Origin of the sequence: Umezawaea beigongshangensis (assembly GCF_016464305.1) — a bacterium.
Classification (GTDB): domain Bacteria; phylum Actinomycetota; class Actinomycetes; order Mycobacteriales; family Pseudonocardiaceae; genus Umezawaea_A; species Umezawaea_A beigongshangensis.
The window spans coordinates 292,665-307,579 of sequence record NZ_JAEIOJ010000004.1 but is presented as its reverse complement, the minus strand read 5'-3'; the positions used below and the strand labels follow the sequence as shown (position 1 = coordinate 307,579).

General features: G+C 72.0%; 14 protein-coding genes. 3 read left to right on the top strand and 11 right to left on the bottom strand.

The features are described from left to right. Positions 1–12 precede the first annotated feature (12 nt). Positions 13–1,494, top strand: coding sequence for a S10 family peptidase (locus tag IMZ35_RS13080; protein ID WP_199441290.1), 1,482 nt, complete (start codon positions 13–15; stop codon positions 1,492–1,494). A gap of 43 nt (positions 1,495–1,537) precedes the next feature. Here IMZ35_RS13080 and IMZ35_RS13075 read toward each other — a convergent pair whose 3' ends face one another. The 11 genes from IMZ35_RS13075 to eno all read right to left on the bottom strand — a co-directional run bounded on the left by IMZ35_RS13075 (position 1,538) and on the right by eno (position 13,450). Next, a complete protein-coding gene (locus tag IMZ35_RS13075) occupies positions 1,538–2,506 on the bottom strand; it encodes a hypothetical protein (RefSeq protein ID WP_199441289.1) in 969 nt (322 codons plus the stop codon). A gap of 87 nt (positions 2,507–2,593) precedes the next feature. Continuing rightward, positions 2,594–3,607 carry an ABC transporter ATP-binding protein gene (locus tag IMZ35_RS13070; RefSeq protein ID WP_199441288.1) on the bottom strand — a complete coding sequence of 338 codons (1,014 nt, stop codon included), beginning with the start codon at positions 3,605–3,607 and terminating at the stop codon, positions 2,594–2,596. Beyond that, positions 3,600–4,601, bottom strand: a complete 1,002-nt coding sequence (locus IMZ35_RS13065) for an ABC transporter ATP-binding protein (protein WP_199441287.1) — start codon at positions 4,599–4,601, stop codon at positions 3,600–3,602. The genes IMZ35_RS13070 and IMZ35_RS13065 overlap by 8 nt, the downstream gene beginning before the upstream one ends. Positions 4,602–4,605: 4 nt before the next feature. After that, positions 4,606–5,562 carry an ABC transporter permease gene (locus IMZ35_RS13060; protein WP_199441286.1) on the bottom strand — a complete coding sequence of 319 codons (957 nt, stop codon included), beginning with the start codon at positions 5,560–5,562 and terminating at the stop codon, positions 4,606–4,608. Further along, positions 5,555–6,478 (bottom strand): ABC transporter permease, encoded by a 924-nt coding sequence (locus IMZ35_RS13055; RefSeq protein ID WP_199441285.1) that lies wholly within the window; start codon positions 6,476–6,478, stop codon positions 5,555–5,557. Before IMZ35_RS13055 ends, IMZ35_RS13060 begins: the two co-directional genes overlap by 8 nt. A 40-nt stretch (positions 6,479–6,518) precedes the next feature. Next, positions 6,519–8,153: a peptide ABC transporter substrate-binding protein gene (locus tag IMZ35_RS13050; protein ID WP_199441284.1), complete on the bottom strand. Its 1,635-nt coding sequence runs from the start codon at positions 8,151–8,153 to the stop codon at positions 6,519–6,521. Between the two features lie 145 nt (positions 8,154–8,298). Continuing rightward, positions 8,299–9,279: a Ppx/GppA phosphatase family protein gene (locus IMZ35_RS13045; protein WP_199441283.1), complete on the bottom strand. Its 981-nt coding sequence runs from the start codon at positions 9,277–9,279 to the stop codon at positions 8,299–8,301. Positions 9,280–9,325: 46 nt separating this feature from the next. After that, on the bottom strand, positions 9,326–10,882 hold the full coding sequence (locus tag IMZ35_RS13040; RefSeq protein ID WP_307868033.1) for a lytic transglycosylase domain-containing protein: 1,557 nt from the start codon (positions 10,880–10,882) through the stop codon (positions 9,326–9,328). A 210-nt stretch (positions 10,883–11,092) separates the two neighbouring features. Continuing rightward, positions 11,093–11,587: a DUF501 domain-containing protein gene (locus IMZ35_RS13035; RefSeq protein WP_199441282.1), complete on the bottom strand. Its 495-nt coding sequence runs from the start codon at positions 11,585–11,587 to the stop codon at positions 11,093–11,095. Then, positions 11,584–12,069: an FtsB family cell division protein gene (locus IMZ35_RS30635; protein ID WP_307868032.1), complete on the bottom strand. Its 486-nt coding sequence runs from the start codon at positions 12,067–12,069 to the stop codon at positions 11,584–11,586. Before IMZ35_RS30635 ends, IMZ35_RS13035 begins: the two co-directional genes overlap by 4 nt. Positions 12,070–12,163: 94 nt before the next feature. Continuing rightward, on the bottom strand, positions 12,164–13,450 hold the full coding sequence (gene eno, locus IMZ35_RS13025; protein WP_199441281.1) for a phosphopyruvate hydratase: 1,287 nt from the start codon (positions 13,448–13,450) through the stop codon (positions 12,164–12,166). A 196-nt stretch (positions 13,451–13,646) separates the two neighbouring features. Here eno and IMZ35_RS13020 point away from each other — a divergent pair, with 196 nt between their 5' ends. Both IMZ35_RS13020 and IMZ35_RS13015 read left to right on the top strand, forming a co-directional pair. Continuing rightward, on the top strand, positions 13,647–14,390 hold the full coding sequence (locus IMZ35_RS13020; protein ID WP_199441280.1) for an alpha/beta fold hydrolase: 744 nt from the start codon (positions 13,647–13,649) through the stop codon (positions 14,388–14,390). A gap of 146 nt (positions 14,391–14,536) precedes the next feature. Beyond that, entirely contained in the window at positions 14,537–14,914 is a 378-nt protein-coding gene (locus tag IMZ35_RS13015; RefSeq protein ID WP_199441279.1) for a tetratricopeptide repeat protein, read from the top strand. The last annotated feature ends 1 nt before the right edge of the window (position 14,915 follow it).

Here is a 14,915-nt window from a genome sequence, read left to right as displayed (position 1 = left end):
TAGGGTTGGACCATGCCGGAGGAGAAGGACAGCGACAAGAGCGACCACAGCGAGGACGGCGCGCACGAGGTGCCGTCCGACGACCTGGTCACCATCCAGCACAGCATCACGGTCAAGCGGCGCAAGCTGAACTACACCACGACGACCGGACGGGTGGTCCTCCGCGAGGAGGTGCTCACCGACGGCACGTTCGACGGACACAAGCCCAAGGCCGAGGTCTTCCTCACCGCGTACACCCTCGACGGGGCCGACCCGGCCAAGCGCCCGGTGACCTTCGCGTTCAACGGCGGCCCCGGCTCGTCGAGCGTGTGGTTGCACCTCGGGCTGCTGGGCCCGCGCCGCGTGGTGTCCGGCGACGTGGACGACCTGACGCCACCGCCCTACGACCTCGTCGACAACCCGGAGACGCTGCTCGCGCACAGCGACCTCGTGTTCATCGACCCGGTGTCCACCGGCTACTCCCGCGCGATCACGGGCGAGAAGCCCGGCGCGTACCACGGCTTCGGAGCCGACATCGAGTCCGTCGGCGAGGTGATCCGGCTGTGGACCTCGCGGCACGGCCGCTGGATGTCGCCGAAGTTCCTCGCCGGTGAGTCCTACGGGACGACCCGCGCCGCCGGTCTCGCCGAGCACCTCCAGACCCGTTACGGCATGTACCTCAACGGCCTGGTGCTCATCTCGTCCGTGCTGGACTTCGGCACGATCGACTTCAGCGAGGGCAACGACCTCCCGCACGCGCTCTTCCTGCCGACCTACGCGGCCATCGCGCACCACCACGGCCTGCACGGCGACCGCGCGCTGGAGGACGTGCTGTCCGAGGCGGAGGAGTTCGCCTCCCGCGACTACCCGTGGGCGCTGGCGCGCGGCAACCGGCTCACCGCCGAGGAGCGCGCGGGCGTCGTGACCCGGCTCGCCGCGCTGACCGGCCTGTCCGAGGACTACGTCGACCGCGTCGACCTGCGGGTCGAGCACGTCCGCTTCTTCACCGAGCTGCTGCGCTCGCAGCGGAGGGTGGTCGGCCGCCTGGACTCGCGGTTCACCGGCTGGGACAGCGACTACGGCCGCGAGCACATGTCGGAGGACCCCTCGTACTCGGCGATCCTCGGGCCGTACACGGCGGCGTTCAACCAGTACGTGCGCGCGGAGCTGGGGTACGCCAACGACCTGCCCTACGAGATCATCTCCAGGTCGGTGCGTCCCTGGTCGTACAAGGAGTTCGAGAACGCGCACGTGAACGTGTCCGGCAAGCTGTCGGCCGCGATGCGCGCGAACCCGGCGCTGAAGGTGCACGTCGCCCTCGGCTACCACGACGGGGCCACCCCGTACTACGCCGCGGAGCACGTGCTCGCGCACCTGGCGATCCCGGCGGAGCTGGTGGGCAACGTCGAGTCGGCCTACTACCCGGCCGGTCACATGATGTACGTCCACGAGCCGTCGCGCGTGCAGCAGTCGAAGGACCTGGCGGCGTTCGTGCAGGCGGCGTCCAACCGCTGATCGGCCGCCCGGCGCTCCGGCACCCGCTCGTGCCGGAGCGCCGTCACGCGACCTCCTGGTGGTGGTCGACCGCCGCGAGCGGGTGCGGTCTGGCCCGCGCCTGCTCGTAGGCGGCCCGCAGCTCGGCGATCACGGCGTCGGGGTCGTCGCGCAGCCTGCTCGGCAGGGTCTGCACGACGACGACGCCCGCGGTCGCGTAGCGCGTGTTGCGGCGCAGCAGCTCGGCGTGCTCGGCCGCGCCGTGGTGGGCCTCGTAGGAGTCCAGCTCCCAGGCCAGGGCCACCTCGCCGCACCACGCGTCGGGCATTCCGAGGAACTTCCCCGCCCGGTCGTACACCGCGACCCGCCGCTGCGCCGCCGGCAGCCCGGCCCGCCGCCAGATGGCGGTGGTGTCGGCCTCGGCCACGGTGAGCAGCTCGGTCCGCACCTGGAGCACGACGTGCGGGGGCAGCGGCTGGCCGCGCCTGGCCGCGTTCTCCACCTCGCGGTTCAGGTCCTCCAGCGTGCCCAGCTTGCGGCGCACGGCCTCCACCAGCAGTGGCCGCACGGCCGACGCCTCGGTGATCCGGCGCAGCCCGTCGAGCACCGCGCGGACGGGAGGCGCGAGCCGCATCCCGCTGCGGATGACCACCGACGGCAGGAACTTCGTCCGCTCGACCACGACGAACCCGGCGTCGGCCACCTCGACGTCCGGCGGCACCAGCAGGTGCACGACGCCCAGGTCGGGAGCCCGGCCCATGCCCTGCAACCGGGCGGCCTCGAACCCGGTGACCACGGACTCGTGGCCGCCGTGCAGCAGAGCGGCCTCCACCCGCTGCCGCGTGCTGGGCTCGGCGCGGCTCAGCAGCACGACTCGCGGTAACAACCACCGCCAGGGCCCACCGGACCGGCACCGCTCCTCGACCACGTGTTCGGGCACGCCCAACCGGCGCAGGGTCGACAGGGCGATCACGCCCTGGCGGCCGTGTGCAGCCAGTTCGCTCGCCTCACCGCTCCACTCCGCGTCCGTCATGTTTGCAGGATGCAGCCCACCCCCGACAGTTCTGGACCGCGAACCGGGGGAACGAGGGCCGAACCACTACGCCGATCGGGTGAAATTTCAGGGAACGACGACGCGTGGCTCGGCGAAGTGGCAGGCGCTCGGATGATCGGCTCCCGGCGCCCCGGCCGGCCGGTCGGCCAGCGCGGGCTCCTCGGTCGCGCAGACGTCCCGCGCCTTCCAGCACCGGGTGCGGAACCGGCAGCCCGACGGCGGGTCCACCGGCGACGGCACGTCGCCGGTCAGCCGGATCACGTCGCGCCGTCCCCGCAGCGCCGGGTCCGGCACGGGCACCGCGGACAGCAGCGCCTGCGTGTACGGGTGGGTGGGGTGGCCGTAGATCTGCTCCTCCGTGCCGATCTCGACGATCTTGCCCAGGTACATCACGGCGACCCGGTCGGACAGGTGCCGCACCACGGACAGGTCGTGCGCGATGAGCAGGCAGGACAGCCCGAACTCGGCCCGGAGCTCCCCCAGCAGGTTCACGACCTGCGCCTGGACCGACACGTCGAGCGCGGACACCGGCTCGTCGCACACGAGCACCCTCGGCCGCAGCGCGAGGGCGCGGGCGATGCCGACGCGCTGGCGCTGGCCGCCGGAGAACTGGTGCGGGTAGCGGCTGATGTGCTCGGGGTTGAGCCCCACCACGTCGAGCAGCTCGCGCACCTGCGCCGCCCGCGAGCCGCGCGGAGCCACCTCGGGGTGGATCTCGAACGGCTCGCCGACGATGTCGCCGACGGTCATCCGCGGGTTGAGCGAGGTGTACGGGTCCTGGAGCACGATCTGCACGTCGCGCCGCCACCGCCGCAGCTCGGCGCCGCGCAGCGCGAACACGTCGCGGCCCTCGAACCGCACCTCGCCGGACGTGGCGGGCTCCAGCCGCAGCAGCACCTGCGCGAGCGTCGACTTGCCGCAGCCGGACTCGCCGACCACGCCCAGGGTCTCCCCGGCGGCGAGGTCGAACGACACGCCGTCCACGGCCCTGACGTGGCCGATGGTGCGCTTGACCAGCACGCCGGTGGTCACCGGGAAGTGCTTGACGAGGTCCTGGACCCGGAGGAGGGGCTCAGCCACCGCTGACGACCTCCTCGGCGAAGTGGCACGCGCTGACGCGGCCGGACCCGAGCGCCACCTGCGCGGGGACCTCGGTGCGGCACACGTCCCGCGCACGCGGGCAGCGCGGGTGGAACGGGCACCCCGGCGGGACGGCCAGCAGCGACGGCGGCAGGCCCCTGATGGTGTGCAGGGCCGATCCCCTCTGGTCCAGCCGCGGCAGCGACTCCAACAGCGCTGCCGTGTAGGGGTGGCCGGGCGAGCGGAACAGGTCGCGGGCGTCGGCGTGCTCGACGACGCGCCCCGCGTACACGACGGCGATCCGGTCGGCGACCTCGGCGACCACGCCCAGGTCGTGCGTGATGAGGACCAGCCCCGTGTTCCGCTCGGCCTGGATCTCGGCCAGCAGGTCCATGATCTGCGCCTGCACGGTCACGTCGAGCGCCGTGGTCGGCTCGTCGGCGATGAGCAGCTCGGGGTCCAGCGCGAGCGACATGGCGATCATCGCGCGCTGCCGCATCCCGCCGGAGAACTGGTGCGGGTACTCGCGGACGCGCTGCTTCGCGCCGGGGATGCGCACCAGGTCCAGCAGCTCGATCGCGCGCTGCCGGGCGTCGCGCCGGCTGGCGCCGAGCCGCACCCGCAGCTGCTCCTCGATCTGGAAGCCGACGGTGAAGACCGGGTTCAGCGCGGACAGCGCGTCCTGGAAGATCATCGCCAGGCCGCTGCCGCGCAGCACCCTGCGCCGCTCGGGGGTGGCCCTGAGCAGGTCCTCGCCGTGGAAGCGCACCGCGCCGCCGGTCACGAACGCGGGCGGGGTGTCGAGGATGCCCATGACGGCCTGCGCGGTGACGCTCTTGCCGGAGCCCGACTCCCCCAGCACGGCCAGGGTCTCACCGGCGGCGACGTGGTAGCTCACGCCGTTGAGGACGCTCGCCACCCCGTCGCGGGTGCGGAACTCCACGCGCAGGTCCTCGACCTCCAGCAGAGCACCGGAGTGGTCCACTTCGGACATGTTCCTACCTCAGCTTCGGGTCGAGCGCCTCGCGCACGGCGTCGCCGAGCATGACGAACGCCAGCACGGTGACGGTGAGGAAGCCCGCGGGGAACAGCAGGGCGTGCGGCGCGACGCGGATGTAGTCCTTCGCACCGTTGATCATCACTCCCCAGGACACGACCGGCTGGCGCAGCCCGATGCCCAGGTAGGACAGGGTCGCCTCGACGCCGATGAACGCGCCGAGGGCGATGGTCGAGTACACCAGCACGGGAGCCAGGCAGTTGGGCAGCAGGTGCCGCAGGATCACGCGCCGCGGGCTGGCGCCGAGCGCCCGCGCCGCCTTCACGTAGTCCTGCTGCTTCGCGGCGACGGCCGCCGAGCGCATGATGCGCATGGCCACCGGCCACGACAGCAGCGCGATCGACAGCACGACCTGGGCCACGATGCGCGTGGCCGACGCCGAGCCCGCCGCGTTGAGCGTGCTCAGCACGACGATGGCGCCCAGCACGAACGGCACGCCGACGAGGACGTCCGCCACCCGCGACACCACCGCGTCCGGCCAGCCTCCGTGAAAACCGGCGAGGATGCCCAGCACCGAGCCGATGAGCACGGTGCCGAGGGTCGCGAGCACCCCGACCACGATCGACGCGCGAGTGCCGTGGACGACGCGGGCGTAGACGTCGTAGCCCTGGTTGTCGTAGCCGAACCAGGCGTCGGCCGACGGCGCTTCCCGGCTGCGGCCGAGGTCGCCGAAGGCGGGGTCGGCCGAGGTGAACAGCGCCGGGAACGCCGCCAGCAGCAGCACCAGCGAGATCAGCGAGACGGAGATCCAGAACAGCGGGCGCGCGCGCAGCTCCCGCCACGCGTCGCCGAACAGGCCGCGGGGCCGGTCCTGCCGCTCCGGGCCGCCCTCGGCGGCGGTGACGCGGGCGTCGGCGCCGAGGGCCGCACCGGCGGCGGCGGCGCTGGGGTCACTCATAGCGGATCCTCGGGTCGAGCACGGCGCAGAGCAGGTCGACCACGAGGGTCATCACCAGGTAGACCAGCACCAGGACGGTGACGAGCCCGGTCACCATCGCGCCCTCCTTCGTCTGGACGGAGCGGAAGACCAGGCCGCCGATTCCGGGCACGTTGAAGATGCCCTCGGTGACGATCGCACCGCCCATGAACGCGCCGAGGTCGGTGCCGAGGAACGTGATCACCGGGATCAGCGAGTTGCGCAGCACGTGCACGCCCACGATCCGGCTCTGCGGCAGCCCCTTGGCCAGCGCCGTGCGCACGTAGTCGGCCCTGCGGTTCTCCGAGATGCTCGCCCTGCTCAACCGCGCCACGTAGGCCATCGACAGGCTCGCCAGCACCAGGCCGGGCACGATCAGGCCGCCGAACGTCGGCGTGCTGACCGTCGGCGAGATCCAGCCCAGTTGCAGGCCGAACACCAGCTGCACGACGTAGCCGGTGACGAAGACCGGGATCGAGATGAGGAACAGCGTCGACACCAGCACCAGGCTGTCCAGGAAGCCCCGGTTGCGCAGACCGCTGACGACACCGGCGGTGATCCCGATGACCGCCTCCACGACCAGCGCCACGAGCGCCAGCCTCAGCGTGACCGGGAACGTCTCCACGATCCGGTCGCTGACCTCGACGCCGGAGGACGTCCGGCCGAAGTCGCCCCGCACCAGGTTCAGCAGGTACTCGCCGTACTGGACGACCACCGGGTCGTCCAGGTTGAACTCCTCGCGCATCGCGGACACGTAGGAGTCGGGGCAGTCGCGCTCCCCGCACTTGCCGGCGAACGGATCGCCGGGCACGGCCCACACCAGCACGTAGATCAGGAACGTGGTCCCGAGGAACACCGGGATCATCTGCAGCAGTCGGCGCAGCACGTAGCGGCCCACGAGAACTCCCCTCGCCGAGGCGGTCCACGGCGCTGTGCTGTCAGCCGACCTCGACGGACGCGAGGTCGAGGCTGCGGAAGGGGTCCAGCTTCGCGACCGTGAGCCGCTCTGACCTGCCCGCGATGGTGTTCTGCGTCCACAGCGGAATGGACGGCACGTCCTGCGCCATCATCTTCTCGGCCTCCTGGTACAGCGCGGCGGCCTGCTCCTCGTCCGCCGCCCGGTCGGCCTCGGCGAGCTTCGCGTCCACCGCCGGGTTGCTGTAGAGGCCGTCGTTGGACGACGCGCCCGTGCGGAACAGCGGGTTGAGCCAGTTCTCGATCGACGGGTAGTCCGCGATCCAACCCGCCCGGTACATGCCCTTCATCTCGTGGGCGTTCACCTTCTGCCGGAAGTCGCCGAAGCTGGTGGCCGGCACGAAGCGGACGTCGAGGCCGAGCGTGTTCTTGATGCTGTTCGCGACCGCCTCGGCCCACTCCTGGTGGCCGCCGTCGGTGTTGGACTCCAGCAGGATCTCGCCGGTGTAGCCCGACCTGGCCAGGTGCTCCTGGGCCTTCTCCGGGTCGTAGGTGCAGTACTCGCCGCACTGACCCGCCCTGTAGCCCTTGGTCAGCGGGTGCACCCAGCCGTCGGCGGGGATGCGGCTGCCCTCGAAGATCTTCTGCGTGATCTCCTCGCGGTCGATCGCCATCGACAGCGCCTTGCGCAGGTCGGCGTTGTCGTAGGGCGCGAGGTAGAACGGGAACGCGATGGTCTGGTTGTTCAGCGTCTCCTTCTGCACGACGCGCTCGCCCAGGTCCGTCTGGTACTTCTGGCCCGCCAGCGCGTTGGGCGGCAGCTCCTCCATGAAGTCCAGGCTCCCGGAGACCAGGTCGGCGTAGGCCGACTCGCGGCTCTGGTAGACCTTCAGCGTCAGGTCCTTGAACTTCGGCCCGTCCGACCCCCGGTAGTCGTCGTAGCGGGTCAGCTTCACCTCCTGGCCGACCACGCGGGAGACGTACTCGAACGGGCCGTTGCCGATCGGGTGGGCCTCGAACGCCGCCCGGTCGTCGAAGAACGCCTTCGGCAGCGGCGCGTAGACCTCGTAGCCCAGGGTCACCGGGAAGACGGAGAACGGCGCGGAGAGCGTGACCTCGAAGGTGTGGTCGTCGACGACCTCCAGGCCGGACATCGCGTCCGTGGTGGGCGCGGGGGCCGCCAGGGGCCCGTCGGCGCCGTCCGGGTCAGCCGGGTGGACCTCGTCGTAGCCCGCGATCTGGGAGAAGAAGCTCGCGCCCTGCGTGGCGTTGGGGCCGTGGGCGGTCCAGTTCCACGCGTCGACGAAGCTGGACGCGGTCACCGCCGTGCCGTCGTGGAACGTCCAGCCCTGCTTGAGCGTGATGGTGAAGACCGTCGAGTCGGTCGTCTCGACGGACTCCGCCATCGCGTTCGTCGGCTGGGCCGTGTCACCGTCGTACTCGACCAGCCCGGTGAACATCGGGTCCAGGACGTGACTGCCGCCGACCTCGGTCGTGTTGCCGGGGACCAGCGGGTTCTCCGGCTCGGTGTTGAAGATCGTGATGGCGGCGTCGGTGTCGGCCGCGGTGCCGCCCGGACCCCCGCCTCCGCACGCCGTTGCGGCCAGGGCCACCGCGGCCGTCGTGGCCACGAGCGAGGACGAACGCGATCGCGACATGGGGCCTCCCGCCTCGTCGGCGTGCCCGCGACGGTGGCGCGCTCGCCGTGATCTCCGGAGGGACGCCCCCTCCCAGATCGTGAGAGGACGTTAACGGTCCGAGTGGCCCGCGCCACACCTGGCAGGGGTCACAAAGACGTCACGATCAGTGCTGGTGCGACTGCGGACCGTACTGCGCCAGCGAGAACGCGATCCCGTCCAGGATGTCGTGCTCGCTCACCGACAGCTCGGCGATGCCCGCGCGCTCCGCGAGCAGCTCCGCGAGCGTGCGCACCACGATCGCGCCCCCGCCGATCACGTCCACCCGCCCCGGGTGCACGGACGGGATCGCCGCGCGCTGGTCGTGGTCCATCGCCAGCAGGCGGGAGGTGATCTCGTGGACGGTGTCGAGCGGCAACCGCGACAGGTGGATCTCCTGCGGGTCGTAGCGGGGAAGCTCCTTCGCGACGGCGGCGATCGTGGTGACGGTGCCGGCGACCCCGATCCAGGTCCGCGCCTTCTCGACCGGAACCGCGTCGAACGCCGGTTCCAGCAGCGACCGGGTCACCCGGACCGCCTCGGCGATCTCCGCCCCGGTGGGCGGGTCGGAGTGCAGCACCCGTTCGGTGAGCCGCACGCAGCCGACGTCCACCGAGCGCGCGCCCTCCACCTGGCCGGTCGTGCCGTTCCAGGAGCCGAGCACGACCTCCGTGGAGCCGCCGCCGACGTCCGCGACGAGGAACGGGCCCTCCTCGGGCTCCAGGTCCGACACGGCGCCGGTGAACGACAGCCGCGCCTCCTCCTCACCGGAGATCACCTCGGCCTCGGCGCCGAGCACCTCGCGGGTCATCGCGAAGAACTCCTCGCGGTTGCGGGCGTCGCGGGTGGCCGACGTGGCGACCATGCGCACCCGCTCCGTCCCCTTGCGACGGAGCACGGCCGCGTAGTCCACGAGCGCGGACCTGGTGCGCGCCAACGCCTCCGGCGCGAGCACGCCCGTCGCGTCGACCCCCTGACCGAGCCGGACGACGCGCATCTCCCGGTGCACGTCGCGCAGCGCGTGGGAACCGTCCTCGTGCGACGTCACGTCCGCCACCAGCAGGCGGATCGAGTTCGTCCCGCAGTCGATCGCGGCCACCCGAGCCATCAGCGCTCCTCCCGTCCCGGACTTCTCCGGCAACGGTAGGCCACGGTCAGGCGGGGCGCGTCACCTCGGGGCACGTGGAGTTGTCCGGCGAGTGGTTCGGCGTGGTCTGCGGCTCGCCACCGGGCGGGATCGTCGTCGTCTCACCGGTGACCGTGGTCCCGGCGCAGATCTTCGAGTTCCACTCCTCGACCTCGGTCGTGATCGTCCGAACGCCGTTGGCGGCCTTCCCGTCGGTCACCGTCGTGCGCACGACCCGGTGGTCGGGGTGGAAGGTCGTGGTGACGCGGTGGAACACGCCCGTCTCGTCCGTCCACTCCCTCACCTCGCTCACCGTGCCCTCCTCGGGGCCGGTGCTCGTGGTGGTCGTCGTGGTGATGAGCGTGGTGGTCGTCGTCGTGGTGGTCGGCTCGGACGGCGTGGTCGTCGTGGTCGTCGTGCTGTCCGTCGTCGTGGTCGTGGTGCTGTCCGGCGGCGTCTTCGTGGGCTCGGACGGCACCAGCGTCACCGCGGTCCTGGTGGTGGTCGTCGCACCGCTCTGGGACTGCTGCGTCGTGGTCGTGACCGTCGTCGTGGTGGTGACACCGCCCGACGTGGACGTCGTGGTGGTGGTCGTGGCGCCCGGCGAACCGGGCAGGGCCACGTCGGAGAGGCCGTCGTGGTCGTCCGCGAACGAGAAGTCGTAGGCGTCCAGGTCCTCACCGGGCGAGTTCGGCAGCGGCGTCACGCCGTCGGCGTACGCGTCGGCCCACGTCAGCACGTTGCGCACGTACTCGTCGGAGTGGTTGTAGCGGAACACCGCCGCGGCGCGCTGCTGCGGGTCGGTCAGATCGCCGCCGCCGGAGCACAGGTAGTTGCCCGCGCCGATCGTGGCGTCGTAGACGTTGTTGGGGTTGCGCTGCTCGTCCTCGTTGCCGTCCGCCGCGTAGCCCGCCCACGTGGAGGGGATGAACTGCATGGGCCCCACCGCCCGGTCGTAGACCGTGTCGGAGTCCCACCTGCCGTCGTCGGTGTCGAGGATCGTCGCCATACCGGGGCCGCCGTTCAGCACCGGCCCGAGGATGGGAGGCGTGGCGTCGCCGTCGGCGTCGACCAGGCCGCCGCGGGCGTGCCCGGACTCGATCTTCCCGATCCCGGCGAGCAGCGCCCAGTCGAGGTTGCAGCCCGGTGTGGTCTCGGCGAGCCGTTCCTCCGCGCGCATGTAGGCGTCGAGCACCACGCCGGGCACGCCGAGCGGGCCGTCGGTCAGCCCGTCGAGCGAGTAGCCGCCCTCCAGGTCCGACAGGTCGTCCACCTCGGCCAGCAGCGCAGCGCTGAGCTGGTCGGACAGCGGCAGACGGCCACCGGCGCCGAGCTCGTCGCCGTAGGAGCTGCCGAGGCGCTGGGCGGAGGTGAGGTCCGCGACGCCGACGGGCAGCGCGTCGATGGCCGAGCGGGCGGACAGGGGTGTCCAGTCCAGCGTGCCGGTGCCCGACAGGACGGCGGGGGTCAGCATGGCCACGGTGACCGAGGCCGCGATCCCCCACTGGCGAGGGGTCATGACGGCCCGCGCGGGGGCCGCCTTCCTCGTCCTGCGCCGGTGCCTGCGTCTGGTCGTGCCTGCCACGGAAACCCTCGCTCCCCGAGCCCGTCGTGGCGCGCTGAGCCGTCGATCCGCCCGGCGCCCCCGCACCCTTGCCCGTCCAGCCTGCCCCATCCACTCATCCGTGTCACGGACACGGAGAGCCTTTGTCCTGTCTGACTACCGAACAGCGGGTGAAGACGCCGTACAGGCGGCCTTGACAGACCACCGCCGTGCGGGAACGTGCGATACCCCTCAGGACGCGGCGCAGTCCCCACTCGGCCAATTATCCCTCAATCGGGCGAGGGCTTCGTCCCCGAACGGGTTGACGCCCTCACCCACAGCGAGCGAGTGCGCCACGTGGACGTGCAGGCACTTGACGCGCGTGGGCATCCCGCCCGCGCTGACCCGCGTGCCCAGCGACTCGATCGCGTCGCGCTCCGCGAGGTACGCCTCGTGCGCGCGCTCGTAGGCCGCGGCCAGCTCGGGCTCGACCGCCAGCCGCTCGGTCATCTCCCGCATCAGCCCCTCGCCCTCCAGGGTGCTGACCAGCGAGTTCAGCCGTGCGCAGGTGAGGTAGTAGAGCGTGGGGAACGGTGTCCCGTCCGGTAGCCGCGGATTCGTCCGCACCACCGACGGGTGCCCGCCGGGACACCTCGCGGCGATCGCGCGCACGCCTCTGGGACGCCGCCCGAGCTGTTCCTCCACGGCGATCAGGTCCTGCTCGCTGACCGGGTTCGACGTACTCACCCCGAGACCGACTCCCACAACTCCTGGTACCACGACTGGTTCGCGGCCGGCTGGCTGGCCGGCCTCTCCTCTTCCGGCTTGCGCTCCTCGTCTCCGGGGAGCTGGACGATGTAGGGCGTTTCCCCCGGCCGCACGTAGTGCAACCGCTTGCGCGCCTCGATCTCCACCTGCGCGGGATCGCTGAGCTGCTGCTTGCGCCGCTCCAGCTCCGCGACGGTGGCCTTGAGCTGCTCCTGGTCCGCGGTGACGGCACGCAGCTCGTCCCGCTGCGCGAGGTAGGTGCGCAGCGGGACCGCGATGCTGAGCGCCAGTGCGCACAGCACCATCGCGAGCATCGCGGCCCTGCGCGTCCCGGACATCCCGAACGCGCCGCCGGTCCCGGCGTTGACCCTGCTCCTGGCCTTCGATCTGGGCCGCGGAGCGGGCCGCGCGCGGGACGGCGACGGCTGCGACTTCTGCGCCTTCTGCGCTTTCTGCGACACCGGCGGTGTCGTGCGCCGGGCGCGGTCGGGCCGGGTCGCCCGCGCTCCCGCGGACCGCCTGCGACTCCGGTCCCGATCGGGCTCGGGCATGGACTCAGGACTCCGGCGTGTACCGGGGGAACGCCAGGTCGCCCGCGTAGCGCGCGGCGTCGCCCAGTGTCTCCTCGATCCGCAGGAGCTGGTTGTACTTGGCGGTGCGCTCGCCGCGGGCGGGAGCGCCGGTCTTGATCTGGCCCACGCCGGTCGCGACCGCGAGGTCGGCGATGGTGGTGTCCTCGGTCTCGCCGGAGCGGTGGCTCATCATGCTCTTGTAGCCGTAGGACGTGGCCAGCGAGACGGCGTCGAGGGTCTCCGACAGCGTGCCGATCTGGTTGACCTTCACCAGCAGCGCGTTGGCGGCGCGGCGGGAGATGCCCTCCTCCAGGCGCTCCGGGTTGGTGACGAACAGGTCGTCGCCGACGATCTGCACGCGGTCGCCCAGCTCGCTGGTCAGCTGCACCCAGCCGTCCCAGTCGTCCTCGGACAGCGGGTCCTCGATGGAGACCATCGGGTAGGAGTTCACCAGCTCGGTGTAGTAGCCGGTGAGCTGCTCGGCGCTGCGCTTGGACTTCTCGAACGTGTAAGCGCCGTCGGAGTAGAACTCCGTGGCGGCCACGTCGAGCGCCAGCGCGATGTCGCGGCCCGGCACGTACCCGGCCTTCTCGATCGCGACGAGGATCAGGTCCAGCGCGTCGCGGTTGCTGGACAGGTTCGGCGCGAAGCCGCCCTCGTCGCCCAGACCGGTCGCGAGGCCCTTGCTCTTGAGCACGGACTTCAGCGAGTGGTAGACCTCGGAGCCCCAGCGCAGGGCCTCGCGGAACGACTCGGCGCCGATCGGCGCGATCATGAACTCCTGGACGTCCACGTCGGTGTCCGCGTGCGAACCACCGTTGAGGATGTTCAGCATCGGCACCGGCAGGACGTGCGCGTTCGGTCCGCCGACGTAGCGGAACAGCTCCAGCCCGCTGGACTCGGCCGCCGCCTTCGCCACCGCGAGCGAGACGCCGAGGATGGCGTTCGCGCCCAGGCGGGACTTGTCGGGCGTGCCGTCCAGGTCCACGAGCTTCTGGTCGACCACGCGCTGCTCGACGGCCTCGATGCCCACGAGCTCGGGACCGATCTCGTCCAGCACCGCCGCGACGGCCCGCTCGACGCCCTTGCCGTTGTAGCGCTTCGGGTCGCCGTCGCGCAGCTCGACCGCCTCGTGCTCCCCGGTCGAAGCACCGGAGGGCACGGCCGCGCGCTCCAGCGTGCCGTCGTCCAGGGCAACCTCGACCTCGATGGTGGGGTTGCCTCGCGAGTCCAGGATCTCGCGGGCGCCTACCTGCTCGATGACAGCCACGTGCGCTCCCTATTCAGCTGCATGTCGTCTCGGTGCCGAGCCTAGCCGGGTGAGCGGCCGGTCGAGTGGAGGCGCACGCGGAACGGGGTGCACGGAGCGTGATGGTCTGAGGAAGTTCCCGTGAAGATCGCAGGCCAGAGCCCCCCGGTCGCATGAACTTTGTGACACTTCCGGCACTGCCCGGCAGGATCGCGGCATGACTCTCCACGTTCGGCGCGGCGGAGACGGACCCGCGCTGGTGCTGCTGCACGGTCTCGGCGGCACGGGCGCGGTGTGGGACGAGGTGGCGCGGCGGTGGCCGGGCAGCTGGGCGGCTCCCGACCTGCCCGGCCACGGCCGCTCGGCGCCGCTGCCCTCGTACTCGTTCGACGCGCTGGCCGCCGCGCTGGCGCCCGCCGTGCCGGTCGACCGGCCGGTGGCGGTGCTGGGGCACTCGCTGGGCGGGGTCGTCGCCCTCGCCCTGGGCAGCGGCCGGTTCGGCCCCCGGCCCGCCGTGGTGTGCGGACTGGGCGTGAAGCTGCGCTGGACCGAGCAGGAGCTGGCCAGGGCGGCGGAGCTGGCGGCGCGTCCGCACCCGGCGTGCGCCACGCGCGAGGAGGCCGTCGCCCGCGCGCAGAAGCTGTCCGGCCTGTGGCGGCTCGTGCCGGACGACTCCCCGCTGCTCGGCGACGCGGTCCTGCCCGCGGGCGACGGGTGGCGGCCCGCGCTGGACCCGGCCGCGTTCGGGGTGGGCCAGCCGGACGTGGACGCCCTGCTGGCCGCCTCGCGCGCCGAGGTCGTGCTCGCGGCGGGCGAGCGGGACCCGATGTGCCCGCCGGAGCACCTGCGCGCCGCGGTGCCGGACGGGCTCGTCCTGCCGGGACTGGGCCACCACGTGCACGTGGAGGAGCCCGGCGCGCTGCTCCCCCTGCTGGACCGGCTCCGCTCGGCGCTGGTGTGACCGCCCGGCCGGTGTGGACGGTCCCGAACGCTCCACTCGCGGTGCTCGAACGCTCCACTCGCGCTGCCTGAACGCTCCACTCGCGGTGGCTGACACCCTTTCGGCTGTCGAGGAACACGGGGTGCGCGACTAGCGTTGATCCGACCATGACCGACAGCACCTTCGAGGCGTTCCGCCGGGCGGAGGCGCTGCTGTCGCAGCGCCGGCCGTTGGAGGCGCTGCGGGAGTTGCGCCAAGTGCTCGACGTCGCGCCGGACGCCCCCAGCGTGCAGCTGCTCGCGGGGCGGGCCTACCTCGGGTCCGCCCAGTTCACGCGTGCCGAGGACGCCTTCCGCAAGGTCCTCGACCTCGACCCCAGCGACCACTACGCGCGCTTCGCGCTCGGCCGCACCCTCCAGCGGCAGAGCAGGCTGCCCGAGGCGCTGGCGCAGCTGCGGATGGCCGCGGTGATGAACCCGTCGCCGGAGTACCAGGAGGCGCTGAACGAGCTCAGCGCCCGCATCGCGGTGGAGCGGGACCGCTAGC

What these genes read in the sequence shown, in the direction of transcription:
- IMZ35_RS13065 (WP_199441287.1), bottom strand. Translation starts at nt 4,601, where the DNA reads ATGTCCGAAGTGGACCACTCCGGTGCTCTGCTGGAGGTCGAGGACCTG.
- IMZ35_RS13045 (WP_199441283.1), bottom strand. Translation starts at nt 9,279, where the DNA reads ATGGCTCGGGTGGCCGCGATCGACTGCGGGACGAACTCGATCCGCCTG.
- IMZ35_RS13020 (WP_199441280.1), top strand. Translation starts at nt 13,647, where the DNA reads ATGACTCTCCACGTTCGGCGCGGCGGAGACGGACCCGCGCTGGTGCTG.
- IMZ35_RS13060 (WP_199441286.1), bottom strand. Translation starts at nt 5,562, where the DNA reads ATGAGTGACCCCAGCGCCGCCGCCGCCGGTGCGGCCCTCGGCGCCGAC.
- IMZ35_RS13050 (WP_199441284.1), bottom strand. Translation starts at nt 8,153, where the DNA reads ATGTCGCGATCGCGTTCGTCCTCGCTCGTGGCCACGACGGCCGCGGTG.
- IMZ35_RS13080 (WP_199441290.1), top strand. Translation starts at nt 13, where the DNA reads ATGCCGGAGGAGAAGGACAGCGACAAGAGCGACCACAGCGAGGACGGC.
- IMZ35_RS13075 (WP_199441289.1), bottom strand. Translation starts at nt 2,506, where the DNA reads ATGACGGACGCGGAGTGGAGCGGTGAGGCGAGCGAACTGGCTGCACAC.
- IMZ35_RS13015 (WP_199441279.1), top strand. Translation starts at nt 14,537, where the DNA reads ATGACCGACAGCACCTTCGAGGCGTTCCGCCGGGCGGAGGCGCTGCTG.